The organism is Streptomyces californicus, from assembly GCF_000717645.1.
In the GTDB taxonomy this organism is placed as follows: domain Bacteria; phylum Actinomycetota; class Actinomycetes; order Streptomycetales; family Streptomycetaceae; genus Streptomyces; species Streptomyces californicus.
In genome coordinates this window covers 1-12,764 of sequence record NZ_JNZZ01000054.1, presented here as the reverse complement: position 1 = coordinate 12,764, position 12,764 = coordinate 1, and the positions used below count along the sequence as shown (strand labels likewise).

The window sequence follows — 12,764 nt, the reverse complement described above, 5'->3', positions numbered from 1 at the left end:
GATGGGAACGACGCGACGACATCCACGAAGCCTTCCTCGGCCTCGCCACCTGCCTCATCACTCACCGACACGTCCAACGCCTTTGTTAGGACCTCTAAGGCGATTCTGTTGCCACGCAGTGTGGGAGGCTCGGGACCCAAAATCAGGTCCCGAGCCTCCCACACTGCAGCTATTTACGGCGCTTCGCCAGATGGACGAAGAAGACCACGGCCAGCACGGCGACGATGATCCCGAAAACTATTCCAAGCCATGGTGGCCCATCAGGGCCGCCGCCCGGAGCTGCGAAATTGATCATTAATGCCCTCCTTCTTCACCATGTCTTTTTGATCTTTGCCGAACAGCCCGGCTTGGCGCTGTAGTCCGTGCTCACGCCAGCCGACGTCTCGCCCTGCGTGCTAGCCGATGCCCGGTAGAAGCCTGCGGAGCACTCAGCCTCTCCGGTCCAACCCGCTGAGGCATCGCTCGCGCTCGCCTCATACCCCCCGCTGACTCCCGGAGTGCCTGCTCCTAGGAGCTCGTAACACGATCTTGTTGAAGTGTGCTGGTTGGCCGTGACCGGTGTGAGGATTCGGCCGTTCGTGATGGTGTGAGTACTCGGCCGTGGATCGTGGACGACGACTTGTGAGCGCTGATCGAGCCGCTCCTGCCGCCCTGGCCGGAACGGTCGCCTGGGCCGCGGCCGGTGCCGGCCCGGCTCTGTCTGCAGGGCATCCTGTTCGTCCTCCACAACGACATAGCCTGGCAACTCCTGCCCCTGGAGCTGGGCTTCGGCTCGGGGCAGACGTGCTGGCGCCGACTGGACCGGTGGCAGAAGGCAGGAGTCTTCGACCAGCTGCACCAACTCCTGCTCGCCGAGCTGAACGCGGCCGGCAAGCTCGACTGGTCGCGGGCCTGCCTGGACGGCTCCCACGTCCGGGCGAAAAAGGGGGTGCCGACACCGGCCCGTCGCCGGTCGACCGGCGCAAGACCGGCAGCAAGCACCACTTGATCTGCGACGGTCGCGGTACCCCGCTCAAAGTCATCACGACCGCGGCAAACGTCAACGATGTCACCCAGACCCTCGCCCTGGTCGACGGCATCCCGCCTGTCGCGGGCCGCCCCGGCCGGCCTCGCCGCCGACCGGACGCCCTGCTCGGCGACAAGGGCTACGACTCCAACCCGAACCGGAACGCACTACGCGAGCGCCGGATCCTGCCTGTCATCTCGCGCAAGGGCTGCCCGAACATCAAAGGAATGGGCAAGCTCCGCTACGTCGTCGAGCAGCCTTCGCCCTGCTCCACCACTTCAAGCGTCTCGCCGTCCGCTGGAAACGCCGCACCGAACTCCACGACGCCTTCGTCTCCCTGGCCTGCAGCCTGATCTGCTTCAGACGCCTCAAGAAGACCCACACATGATCGTGTTACGGGCTCTCAGTCCCTCGGTCGAGGTGCTCCGCAGTGGCCCCCGGAGGTGTCGGCCGCCCCGTACCGGCAACTCCGAAGGCCGTTGCTCACCCGCGAGCGGCGTCCAGTACCGCCGCCAGGCCCTCGCGCAGGTCGGTGACGAAGAACTCCGGCACCTCCAGCGACGGGAAGTGGCCCCCGGCCTCGGGCGAGCGCCAGCGGACGATGTCGCGGTGCCGCTCCCGGGCCCACGGGCGCGGGGTCTTCTCGATGTCGCGGGGGTACATGGTGATCGCGGACGGCACGTCCACCCGGAGCGCGGGATCGAGCGAGTTGTGGCTCTCGTGGTAGATGCGGGCCGCCGACGCGCCCGACCGCGTCAGCCAGTACAGGGTGACGTTGTCGAGGACGCGGTCGCGGGAGATTGTCTCGAAGGGGCTGTCCTCGGTATCCGACCACTCCGCGAACTTGTCGAGGATCCAGGCGAGCAGCGCGACCGGTGAGTCGGTGAGCGCGTAACCGATGGTCTGCGGCCGGGTCGCCTGCTGCTTCGCGTACGCCGCGCGGTGGCGCCAGAAGTGGCGGGTCTCCTCGGTCCACGCGCGCTCGGTCCCGGTCAGGCCGTCCGTGGTCATACCGGGCGGGGCCTCCGCGAACAGGGAGTGGACCCCGAGGACATGGCCGGGGAACCGGCCGCCGAGAACCGTGGTGATGTTGCCGCCCCAGTCGCCGCCGTGGGCCAGGAACGTGCTGTAGCCGAGCCGCCCCATCAGCTCCACCCACGCGGCGGCGATCCTCTCGGTGCCCCACCCCGTCGCGGCCGGCTTGTCGCTGAAACCGAAGCCCGGCAGCGACGGGGCCACGACATGGAAGGCGGGCGCCCGGGGATCCTCCGGGTCCGCCAACTCGTCCATGACGTGCAGGAACTCGATGACGCTGCCCGGCCATCCGTGGGTCAGGACCAGCGGGGTGGCGTCGGCGCGCGCGGATCGGCGGTGCAGGAAGTGGATGCCGAGGCCGTCGATGACCGTACGGAACTGGCCCGCGCGGTGCAGACGGTCCTCGCACGCCCGCCAGTCGTACCTGGTCCGCCAGTACTCCACGAGTTCGGTGAGGTCGGCGAGCGGAACGCCCTGGTCCCAGCGGCGGGGGCCGGGCGGTGCGCCCCGGACCGTCTCGGCCTCCGGCAGCCGTGCCGCCGCCAGTCGGGCCCGCAGATCGTCGAGTTCGGCGTCGGACGCGTGGAACGCGTAGGGGTGCACTGGAGGGGCGGGGTGTGCGGGGGAGTCGCTGGTCGGGCGGGGCATCGGGCCTCCTGGCCATCGTGGGGACCGGCGCCGCACCCGTTCCGTCGGCCCGGCGACGGTGCATCCCGAACCGTCGCCGGCCCGCCCGGGGCACCGCCGACCTTGTGAACCGGCTAAGACGGTTCTAACAGCTCCTGGAGTCGACCCGCAACCGGCTAAGGTGGTTCCATGCGTGCCGGCTTTCCTGAATTCCGTCTCGGCGCCGTGCTGGCGACGAGCTTCACGGGGACCCTGTCGGAGCGCTTCGGCGAACCCGTGGAGCGCATCCCGGTTCCTCACCGCCTCATCGACTGGCTGGCGGTGTACGGCCTCGCCGTGGACTCCTGCTCTCTCGAACAGCTCGACCTGGCAAGGGAGTTGCGGGAGTCCGTGCACGCCGCCGCGACGGCCGCCGCGCTCCGGGAGCCGCTTCCGGCCGACGCCGTCCGGATCATCGGAGACCGCAGCGCCGGCGGGCGGGCGGCGGCGGTCCTGACGCCGGACGGGCAGCGGCGGTGGCGGCTCGGCGCCTCCTCCGTCGAGGACGCCCTCAGCGTGATCGCCGCCGACGCGGTGGACGTCATCTCGGGCGAACGGGACGGCAAGCTCGCCCTGTGCGCCTCACCGACCTGCCGGGCCGCCTTCTTCGACGCCAGTCAGAGCCGTACGCGCAAGTGGTGCGACATGAACACCTGCGGCAACCGCCAGAAGAAGGCCCGCTTCAACGCGGCCCGACGCGGGCCGGCCGGCGCGGCGGACTGATCGCGGACCCACACGGACCCAAGCGGACCTACGCGGGCCGCCCCGGCCGCCGACCCGGCCGCATGGCCGCCGCCCCGGCCGTCCGGCCGCGTACCGGGCCGCCCCGGCCGCCCGCCCGACGGCCCGGTACGCGTCAGGCGTCGCGCACCATGCGGACGTTCGGCAGCCTCCCGCGCCACAACTCCCGCTCGCCCGTGGCCCGGAACCCGTGACGCTCGTAGAAGCGGACCGCGCCCGCGTTGTACTCGGTGACCCACAGCCGCACCGGGGCGCCACCCGCCCAGGCGAGGAACTCGTCCATCAGCCGGCCGCCGACGCCGTGGCCCCGCACCTCCTCCTGCAGGTACATCGGCCCGAGGGAGACCGCCTCGCCCCGGCGGCCGCACAGGAAGCCCACGATCTCCGAGCCGACGCCTGAGCGGACGACGCGGCAGAACGACAGGTCCGGTCGCCGCTCCGCCGCCTCGATGAACGCCCGCCACCCGGCGACGCCCTCCTCCGTGGCGGCCGTTCCGCGCTGCTCGCGGATCCACGCCTCATCGATCCCGGCGGCCTCGTCGGGATAGGTCTGCAACCAGATTCTCGACTGCAAGGGGCCGAGGGACGCGGCGTCCTCGGGGCGGGGCGGCTCGATCACACAGGTCATGGCGGCCCCTGCCCACGTTGACGGGCACCGTGCCTGCCTCGGACGAAGAGACGATCCATGTCATCCATCCGTCCGACCCGTGCAGGAATCTTCGTCGTGGATGCCGCGCGTTTCTGTTCCGCACAGCACCATGACCCAGTTGATCGCGGTCGTGTACGACCGGGTCGGTTCTCCGTCGACGGTGTAGTCGATCCACGCCCGGTCGATGACACCTCCGCCGCCGTCGACCTTGACGACGAACAGCAATTCAGTGAAACCGTTCTCCGCCGCCCCGGGCCGGCCGCAGTGCCGCGTGACGCGTAGGCCGGGACGGAACGCGCTGTAAGAACCCTCCATCCGGTGACGGGAGGAATCCTTCGGATCGAAGAATTCGGGAGGCTCGCCGCGTGCCGAAATGATGCCGGGGGCGTCGGTCGTGACCTCTCGCAGTTGTACGGAGATACCGAGCGGGGGAACGGGGGTGTCCTGTCGAATCCGGCGGATGGTGACCGCTTCTCCCGTTTCCGTGCACAGGAAGAAGGACCCGAAGGACCCCGTCCAGGGCTTCTGCTCGGGGTCGCCCATCACCACCAGGCCGCCGCCGGTCCGCACGCTGAGTGCCCCGGCTCCCGAGCGCTGCTGTCGGCTGTCGGCCGTCGTGACGAGGAAGACCGTGGCGAGTATCACTCCGAGTCCGAGGGGGACCACGGGGCGGACGGCCCGCCGAAGCCGTCTCCGGGAAGCGTTTCGGCGGGCCGTCGCGTCGGTCATCGTCAGCTCCTACGTGCTACCGAGGGACACCCGTGCATATGGTGCAGGGGATATCTCCGCCGCTGGGAAGCCTCAAACCCGGGTCCGCGGCGGCGGATCTTTCGGACATCGCGGCGGTTGCCGGGGTGAGGTCGAACGAAACGAACCTCGGCTTGTAGATGCCGGGATCGCGGTAGTGCGCACTGTCCGGACCCACGGTGTTGTCGAACGAATTCACGTTGTACGACAGTGTCCACCGGGAACCCGAAGCCAGAACGGGATGGGCGTGAGCGTTGTACGCGAATATGTTGGGATCTCCGTAGCTTCCGAAGAGACCGGTCTCCGGCATGCTGTAGAAGAATTCCGAATGCTTGAATCCCCCATGGGGTGAACAGCTGGCCCAGATGCCGATCTTGTTGCTGAACGCCAGCGTGCTGTCCTGACTGATCAGGACGAACTCGTTGTTCCACTTGGTGACGCTGTACTCGTTGGCGACACCTGTGAGCACATTGGTGCTCTGGAGCTCTTCCGTCATCCACGCCTGGCGATCGGTGTTGAGGTACATCCACTTGTCGACCTTCGAAATGTCGCTGCCTTTGACGCGGGCGACTCTCATCGACTTGTTGGTGGCGGAGTCCAGGACCCCGTAGATGTATGTGTATCCATCACCGCTCTGGGAGGCCGGAAGGATTGCGGAGCCCCACTGTATGACTGCGTACCCGGGCAGCACCTCGGTTTTCACCGGCTGTTTGAGGTTGTTGGGATCGAAGGTGCTCACCTCGATCCCCTGGAGATAGATGTCCCAGGCTCCGTCGCCGGACCTGGCCCATCGGTGGAGGATGATCTGCAGCTGTTGTTGTCCGTCGACCTCGCCCATCATTCCGTCGCCCAGCCAGTACCACTGGTTCGCGGCGGTGGCCGGACGGATCGCCTGCGGGTTGCCGGGAGTGCCGCCGGTGACGGTCGAGAGCGAGTTGCCGTTCTGGATGACGAACGACTGATTCACGAGAGGCGCGTCGGTCGGCCGGGTTCCGTTCGCCTTGAGGGGCCCGAGGAACGTGTCCGAGAACATCCACAGGATGCGGCCGTCGGGAAGCCTCGTGGAGTATGTGGAGTCGCCGCCGGTCCAGCCGTTGGGGGTGGTCTTCGCGTAGTTGAGGAAGGTGTTCTCCGGTGGAGCCTTGGTGTCGACCACGGTTGCGTTGGGCAGCTTGAAGGAGCAGCTCTTCGGCACCACCTTGGAGTACTGGCCGACCTTACTGGCCAGTCCCGGCTTGTCCTCCAGGCCGCAGAGCCAGTTCGCGCCCTCCGACATCTTGTACATCAGGGTGGAGCTGGACGACCATTCGCGCTTCACGGTGAGGTCGATCCCGATGCCGAAGTTGGCGCCCAGGATTCCGCTCTTTCCCTCCCACGCGACCGACTCGGAACCGCCGGACTCGGCTGTCTTGTTCCACAGAGGGGAAGAGACGGTGCCGCAGTTGCCGTGGGTCGCACCGATCCAGGGAGGCCGCGGAACGACGACGGTGCGATTGGACCCGGTATGACGCGTCGGCTCCCAGATCTCGTACTCTCCCGAGCCCGGAGGCACTCCCGGCTGCCTGCACTTCAGGTGCTGGTACCTGACCTCGACCTGGTACTTGCGTGGCTTGTTGGCCTCGGCTCCGGCGGCCACACCCCACGCGGGCCACTCGAACTCCTGGCCTGCGGTGAACGTCTGGGAACCCGACTGCTCCCACTGGGAGAACTTCGCGGCGACCTCGTACGAGGCGGTGGCCTCGTCGGTGAACTTCATGCCGCCGCCCCCGTCGTCCACGGGGTACGTCTCGCCGATGTCGGCCCACACGTCCTTGGTGCCGAGCAACTCCTGGTTGTAGCAGAGCGGACCCGAGCCGGCGGAACGAGCCGCCGTCCTGCCCATGGCCGCCGGTGCCTCGGTCAGCTCCACCCCCAGGAGCACCGGTTCCGGCTTCGCCGTCGTGGGCGGGCGCGGTGTGTCCGCCGGTGTCCCGACCGGATCGGCCCAGCGAAGGGCGCTCTCTCCGCCGGGCTGGATCGACCGCACGGAGGCGGAGGTGAAGGCCACTCTGTTCCGCGACGGATCGTAGATTTCGACTTCGAGCTGGACGATGCCGCCCTTTCCGACGTACTTCTTGCCGAGTTCGCCGCTTTTCAGGACGACGGCGAACTCATCTCCCTCGACCGTCACCGCGTCCTGCGGCACATGGAAGCGCGGAACCGTATCGCCCTTCCTCACCTTCGCCAGGACGTCCTGGTTCGGCCGTGCCCATACGTTGATGCGCGCTTCCTCGAGGGTCGCGCCGTCCTTGGTCCGTCCGGTGAGGGCGACCGGCCCATCGGCGTCGATCGAAACGGGTTCGGCGGCGGCCGGCCGCGCGCTTTTCTCCGGACTGGTGCGTTCCGGTGCCGCGTCGGGTTCCGCGCCCACGGCGGGTGCCGCGGCTGCGACGGCGGACAGCGCCACCGCACAGGCCAATGCGGCGCCCATCCGTCTCCATCGGGTCAATCTCCTGGTGGTCCTCACTGATCCTCCTGTGCTGGGCAAGCAGGCGGGGTGTGGGGCCCCCGAGATATGTGGAACGGTGAATCGGGCTGATGCGCCGCATGGAATCTCGGCCTCCGGACGGGTTTTCGGCAGGCACTCATCTGAGTGTCATGTCCACGCGGTGATCGCAAGTTAGCAGGCGTGTACGTCACGGGGGAGACGAATTCTTCTGTCGCGCGAAATCTGAGGTCGGCTTGAGCTTTCTGCTGTGCGGCGCGATCCTTCCGCCTACGGCTCCCGGCCTCCACCGTCCCTTCCGCGTACGGGATTTCCGGCCCAGACCGCCCCCGCACGGGATCCCGGCCCCGGCCGCGTTGTCCGCGCCGCCCGGTAGCGTCGGGGGATGTCCAACACTGCGGTCCTCGAAGGGGTCCTGGAGCGGATCACCTACGCCAACGAGGAGAACGGGTACACGGTCGCCCGGGTCGACACCGGCCGCGGAGCCGGCGACCTGCTCACCGTGGTCGGCGCGCTGCTCGGGGCGCAGGTGGGCGAGTCGCTGCGGATGGAGGGCCGTTGGGGCTCGCACTCCCAGTACGGCAAGCAGTTCACCGTGGAGAACTACACCACCGTGCTGCCCGCCACCATCCAGGGCATCCGCCGCTACCTCGGCTCCGGGCTGATCAAGGGCATCGGGCCGGTGATGGCCGACCGGATCACCACCCACTTCGGCGTCGACACCCTCGACATCATCGAGAACGCGCCGAAGCGGCTCGTCGAGGTCCCCGGCCTCGGCCCCAAGCGCACGAAGATGATCGCGGCGGCCTGGGAGGAGCAGAAGGCGATCAAGGAGGTCATGGTCTTCCTCCAGGGTGTCGGCGTCTCCACCTCCATCGCCGTGCGCATCTACAAGAAGTACGAGGACGCCTCGATCTCCGTCGTGAAGAACCAGCCCTACCGGCTGGCCGCCGACGTCTGGGGCATCGGCTTCCTCACCGCCGACCGGATCGCCCAGGCCGTCGGCATCCCGCACGACAGTCCCGAACGGGTCAGGGCGGGCCTGCAGTACGCCCTGTCCCAGTCCTCCGACCAGGGCCACTGCTACCTCCCCGAGGAGCGGCTGATCGCGGACGGCGTCAAGCTGCTCCAGGTCGACACCGGGCTGGTCATCGAGTGCCTGGCCGAACTGGCCGCCGACCCCGAGGGCGTCGTACGGGAGAAGGTGCCGTCCCCCGAGGGCGGCGAGCCGGTCACGGCGGTCTATCTGGTCCCCTTCCACCGGGCCGAGCTGTCCCTCGCCGGGCAGGTCCGGCGGCTGCTGAACACCGGCGAGGACCGGATGCCCTCCTTCCAGGACGTGGACTGGAACAAGGCGCTGGCCTGGCTCGCCACCCGTACGGGGGCCGACCTCGCGCCCGAACAGGAGCAGGCCGTACGGCTCGCGCTCACCCGCAAGGTGGCCGTCCTGACCGGCGGGCCCGGCTGCGGCAAGTCGTTCACCGTCCGGTCGATCGTCGAGCTGGCGCGGGCGAAGAAGGCCAAGGTGGTGCTCGCCGCCCCCACCGGGCGGGCCGCCAAACGGCTCTCCGAGCTGACCGGGGCCGAGGCGTCCACCGTGCACCGGCTGCTGGAGCTGAAGCCGGGCGGGGACGCGGCGTACGACCGCGACCGCCCGCTCGACGCCGATCTCGTCGTCGTCGACGAGGCTTCCATGCTCGATCTGCTCCTCGCCAACAAGCTCGTGAAGGCCGTGGCACCCGGTGCCCACCTCCTCCTCGTGGGCGACGTCGACCAGCTGCCGTCGGTCGGCGCGGGGGAGGTGCTGAGGGACCTGCTCGCGGAGGGCGGGCCCGTCCCCGCCGTCCGGCTCACCCAGATCTTCCGCCAGGCCCAGCAGTCCGGCGTCGTGACCAACGCGCACCGGATCAACGCCGGACAGCACCCGGTCACCGAGGGCATGAACGACTTCTTCCTCTTCGTGGAGGACGAGACGGAGGACGCCGGAAAGCTCGCCGTCGATGTGGCGGCCCGCCGGATTCCGGCCAAGTTCGGCCTCGACCCCCGTCGTGACGTGCAGGTCCTCGCCCCGATGCACCGGGGCCCGGCCGGCGCCGGCCACCTGAACGGGCTGCTCCAGCAGGTCATCACCCCGGGCCGCCCCGACCTCCCCGAGAAGCGGTTCGGCGGCCGTGTCTTCCGGGTCGGCGACAAGGTCACCCAGATCCGCAACAACTACGACAAGGGCGAGAACGGCGTCTTCAACGGCACCGTCGGCGTCGTCACCGCCCTCGACCCCGACGAGCAGACGCTCACCGTTCGCACCGACGAGGACGAGGAGGTGGGCTACGACTTCGACGAGCTGGACGAGCTGGCCCACGCCTACGCCATGACCATCCACCGCTCCCAGGGCAGTGAGTATCCGGCCGTCGTCGTCCCCGTCACCACCGGCGCCTGGATGATGCTCCAGCGGAATCTGCTCTACACGGCCGTGACCAGGGCCAGGAAGCTCGTCGTCCTCGTCGGCTCTCGTAAGGCGATCGGCCAGGCCGTCCGCACGGTTTCCGCAGGCAGGCGCTGCACAGCGCTGGATTTCCGGCTCCGGGGCGGCTCCGGAGAAGACTTCGCGTGACCCCTGGGGAAAAATGATCGATCAAAACGGTGGGAAACATCACGGAGGTCTTCCGGAACCGCAGCCGAGGGGGCAGGATGAGTAAGTTGGCGGCACTCAGTGCCGCCAGTAGGTCCAATGGACGACCCCGAGTGCACTCTCCTGAGCCGAATGGGGGAGGGTGGAGACAGTCAGGGCACCTCGAAGAAGAGGCACTACGTCGGTGAGGGATGACGTGAGCGAGCAGACCAACAACGCTGTAGTACTGCGGTACGGCGATGACGAGTACACCTACCCGGTGATCGACAGCACCGTCGGCGACAAGGGCTTCGACATCGGGAAGCTCCGGGCCAATACCGGCCTGGTGACGCTGGACAGCGGATACGGCAACACCGCCGCCTATAAATCCGCCATCACGTACCTCGACGGTGAGCAGGGCATCCTGCGCTACCGCGGCTACCCGATCGAGCAGCTCGCCGAGCGCTCCTCGTTCCTCGAGGTCGCGTACACGCTGATCAACGGCGACCTGCCGAAGGTCGACGAGCTGGCCGCGTTCAAGAACGAGATCACCCAGCACACGCTGCTGCACGAGGACGTCAAGCGGTTCTTCGACGGCTTCCCGCGCGACGCCCACCCGATGGCCATGCTGTCCTCGGTCGTCAGCGCGCTGTCCACGTTCTACCAGGACAGCCACAACCCGTTCGACGAGCAGCAGCGCCACCTGTCGACGATCCGCCTCCTGGCGAAGCTCCCGACGATCGCCGCGTACGCCTACAAGAAGTCGATCGGCCACCCCTTCGTCTACCCGCGCAACGACCTCGGGTACGTCGAGAACTTCCTGCGCATGACCTTCTCGGTCCCCGCCCAGGAGTACGAGCTGGACCCGGTCGTCGTCTCGGCGCTGGACAAGCTGCTCATCCTGCACGCGGACCACGAGCAGAACTGTTCGACCTCCACCGTGCGCCTGGTCGGCTCCTCGCAGGCGAACATGTTCGCCTCGATCTCCGCCGGCATCTCCGCCCTGTGGGGCCCCCTGCACGGTGGCGCCAACCAGTCGGTGCTGGAGATGCTGGAAGGCATCCAGGCCAACGGCGGCGACGTCGACTCCTTCATCCGCAAGGTGAAGAACAAGGAGGACGGCGTCCGCCTGATGGGCTTCGGCCACCGGGTGTACAAGTCGTTCGACCCGCGCGCCAAGATCATCAAGGCCGCCGCGCACGACGTGCTGTCCGCGCTCGGCAAGTCCGACGAGCTGCTCGACATCGCGCTCAAGCTGGAGGAGCACGCGCTCTCCGACGACTACTTCGTCTCGCGCAACCTCTACCCCAACGTGGACTTCTACACCGGTCTGATCTACCGGGCCATGGGCTTCCCGACCGAGATGTTCACCGTGCTCTTCGCGCTCGGCCGCCTGCCCGGCTGGATCGCCCAGTGGCACGAGATGATCAAGGAGCCGGGTTCCCGCATCGGCCGCCCGCGCCAGATCTACACCGGCGAGGTCCTGCGCGACTTCGTCCCCGTCGAGGGCCGCTGACCCGGACCTCGATCGCCCGTGGTGCCCGGCCTCTCCGGCCGACTGCCTTCGCCCCGCGTACCGCGCTTTCGCACAGAGCGCGGTGTCCGGGGCGATTCGGCGTTCCGGGGGCCGTGTGCCGGCTGTACCGGGGGCCGTGCGCCGCTTGTGCCGGGCGGCTGCGCCGGGTGGAGGCGTGTCCGTGCCGGGCGGAGGTGCGCCGGCCGTGCCGGGCGGAGAAGAGAGAAGCGCCCCGCCGCCGATCCCCCCACGGGTCGACGGTCGGGGCGCTTCCCATATCCCGGAGCGGATTCCCCCCACGGGATCCGGCCGGGCGTCTGCCGGGAGCCGAGGCTCCCGCTGTTCTGTTGTGCCGCGATCTGCCGGGGAACGTACGCACGGGAGGGCCGCTCAAAGCTCCCCGGTGCACGTGCCCCGGCCAACGCGTGCATGCCATCGGGAGCGTCCCCCAAGACACTCCGTCGGACGTCCCCCAAGACATCCTTGGCATTCGCACTCTAAGACTCGCGAACCCACTGGATGGTTACCCTGAAAACAGTGTGATCTAAGTCTCTTTGTGGAAGTTACGTGAAGGCACGCAACCGAAGGCTGTTCGTGACGACGAACACGGACGAAAACGCCATGGCGGCTCCCGCGATCATAGGGTTGAGCAGGCCACTTGCAGCCAGGGGCAAGGCCGCCACGTTGTACCCGAAGGCCCAGAAGAGGTTGCCCCTGATGGTGGTAAGGGTACGCCTGGAAAGCCGAATTGCATCCGCCGTCACCTTGAGATCTCCACGAACCAGGGTGAGGTCGCTCGCCTCGATCGCCGCATCCGTCCCGGTGCCCATCGCCAGCCCCAGATCCGCCGTGGCGAGGGCGGCGGCGTCGTTGACCCCGTCCCCGACCATGGCGACGACCCGTCCCTCGGCCTGAAGGCGCCGCACGACGTCCACCTTCTCCTCGGGCATGACCTCCGCGTACACCTCGTCGATGCCGACCTCGCGCGCCACCGCGTCCGCCACGGCCCGGTTGTCGCCGGTCAGCAGGATGGGCGTCAGGCCCAGGGCGCGTAGTTCGGCCACGGCCTCCGCGCTGCTGTCCTTGACCGCGTCCGCGACCCCGAGTACGCCCCTGGCCTCACCGTCCCAGGCCACGACGACCGCCGTACGGCCGTTCTCCCCGGCCTCCGCCAGGGCGTCGGACAGCACGGGAGGGAGGGCGATCCCCGCGTCGGCCAGGAGCTGTTCCCGGCCGACCAGGACGGCGTGGCCTTCGACGGTGCCCTGGACGCCGAGGCCGGGGACGTTGGCGAAGTCCTCGGGGGTGGGG

9 protein-coding genes and 1 pseudogene are annotated in these 12,764 nt (G+C 68.5%); 4 read left to right on the top strand and 6 right to left on the bottom strand.

Features of this window, described 5'->3' with window-relative positions; all coding sequences use genetic code 11:
- Window positions 1-169 precede the first annotated feature (169 nt).
- A complete protein-coding gene (locus IF19_RS1000000138770; protein ID WP_256438863.1) occupies window positions 170-295 on the bottom strand; it encodes a hypothetical protein in 126 nt (41 codons plus the stop codon).
- 333 nt (window positions 296-628) lie between these two features.
- On the opposite strand from IF19_RS1000000138770, the pseudogene IF19_RS1000000136725 reads away from it, so the two are divergent.
- Window positions 629-1,394, top strand: a pseudogene (locus tag IF19_RS1000000136725) (IS5 family transposase).
- A gap of 95 nt (window positions 1,395-1,489) precedes the next feature.
- Here the strand turns inward: IF19_RS1000000136725 and IF19_RS0133865 are convergent.
- Window positions 1,490-2,689 carry an epoxide hydrolase family protein gene (locus IF19_RS0133865; protein ID WP_030278105.1) on the bottom strand — a complete coding sequence of 400 codons (1,200 nt, stop codon included), beginning with the start codon at window positions 2,687-2,689 and terminating at the stop codon, window positions 1,490-1,492.
- A 168-nt stretch (window positions 2,690-2,857) separates the two neighbouring features.
- Here IF19_RS0133865 and IF19_RS0133860 point away from each other — a divergent pair, with 168 nt between their 5' ends.
- Window positions 2,858-3,430 carry a CGNR zinc finger domain-containing protein gene (locus tag IF19_RS0133860; RefSeq protein WP_030278104.1) on the top strand — a complete coding sequence of 191 codons (573 nt, stop codon included), beginning with the start codon at window positions 2,858-2,860 and terminating at the stop codon, window positions 3,428-3,430.
- Window positions 3,431-3,563: 133 nt separating this feature from the next.
- On the opposite strand, the gene IF19_RS1000000135615 is transcribed toward IF19_RS0133860, so the two are convergent.
- The 3 genes from IF19_RS1000000135615 to IF19_RS1000000135610 all read right to left on the bottom strand — a co-directional run bounded on the left by IF19_RS1000000135615 (window position 3,564) and on the right by IF19_RS1000000135610 (window position 7,314).
- The gene (locus tag IF19_RS1000000135615) at window positions 3,564-4,076 is read right to left on the bottom strand and encodes a GNAT family N-acetyltransferase (RefSeq protein WP_030118947.1); all 513 of its coding nucleotides are present in this window, start codon (window positions 4,074-4,076) and stop codon (window positions 3,564-3,566) included.
- Between the two features lie 60 nt (window positions 4,077-4,136).
- Window positions 4,137-4,667: a hypothetical protein gene (locus IF19_RS0133850; RefSeq protein ID WP_128647687.1), complete on the bottom strand. Its 531-nt coding sequence runs from the start codon at window positions 4,665-4,667 to the stop codon at window positions 4,137-4,139.
- A gap of 175 nt (window positions 4,668-4,842) precedes the next feature.
- Window positions 4,843-7,314 (bottom strand): glycoside hydrolase family 183 protein, encoded by a 2,472-nt coding sequence (locus IF19_RS1000000135610; RefSeq protein WP_136975164.1) that lies wholly within the window; start codon window positions 7,312-7,314, stop codon window positions 4,843-4,845.
- Window positions 7,315-7,714: 400 nt separating this feature from the next.
- Here IF19_RS1000000135610 and recD2 point away from each other — a divergent pair, with 400 nt between their 5' ends.
- Complete coding sequence (recD2, locus tag IF19_RS0133840) at window positions 7,715-9,940, top strand: SF1B family DNA helicase RecD2 (RefSeq protein WP_030118944.1); 2,226 nt, start codon at window positions 7,715-7,717, stop codon at window positions 9,938-9,940.
- 214 nt (window positions 9,941-10,154) lie between these two features.
- Window positions 10,155-11,453, top strand: coding sequence for a citrate synthase (locus IF19_RS0133835; RefSeq protein WP_030121245.1), 1,299 nt, complete (start codon window positions 10,155-10,157; stop codon window positions 11,451-11,453).
- Window positions 11,454-12,016: 563 nt separating this feature from the next.
- On the opposite strand, the gene IF19_RS0133830 is transcribed toward IF19_RS0133835, so the two are convergent.
- Window positions 12,017-12,764, bottom strand: a 748-nt coding sequence (locus IF19_RS0133830) for an HAD-IC family P-type ATPase (protein ID WP_030278103.1), incomplete at its 5' end; no start/stop codon positions are given.

Coding starts and splice junctions, on each gene's coding strand:
- IF19_RS1000000138770 (WP_256438863.1), bottom strand. CDS start 295: ATGATCAATTTCGCAGCTCCGGGCGGCGGCCCTGATGGGCCACCATGG.
- IF19_RS0133865 (WP_030278105.1), bottom strand. CDS start 2,689: ATGCCCCGCCCGACCAGCGACTCCCCCGCACACCCCGCCCCTCCAGTG.
- IF19_RS0133860 (WP_030278104.1), top strand. CDS start 2,858: ATGCGTGCCGGCTTTCCTGAATTCCGTCTCGGCGCCGTGCTGGCGACG.
- IF19_RS1000000135615 (WP_030118947.1), bottom strand. CDS start 4,076: ATGACCTGTGTGATCGAGCCGCCCCGCCCCGAGGACGCCGCGTCCCTC.
- IF19_RS1000000135610 (WP_136975164.1), bottom strand. CDS start 7,314: ATGGGCGCCGCATTGGCCTGTGCGGTGGCGCTGTCCGCCGTCGCAGCC.
- recD2 (WP_030118944.1), top strand. CDS start 7,715: ATGTCCAACACTGCGGTCCTCGAAGGGGTCCTGGAGCGGATCACCTAC.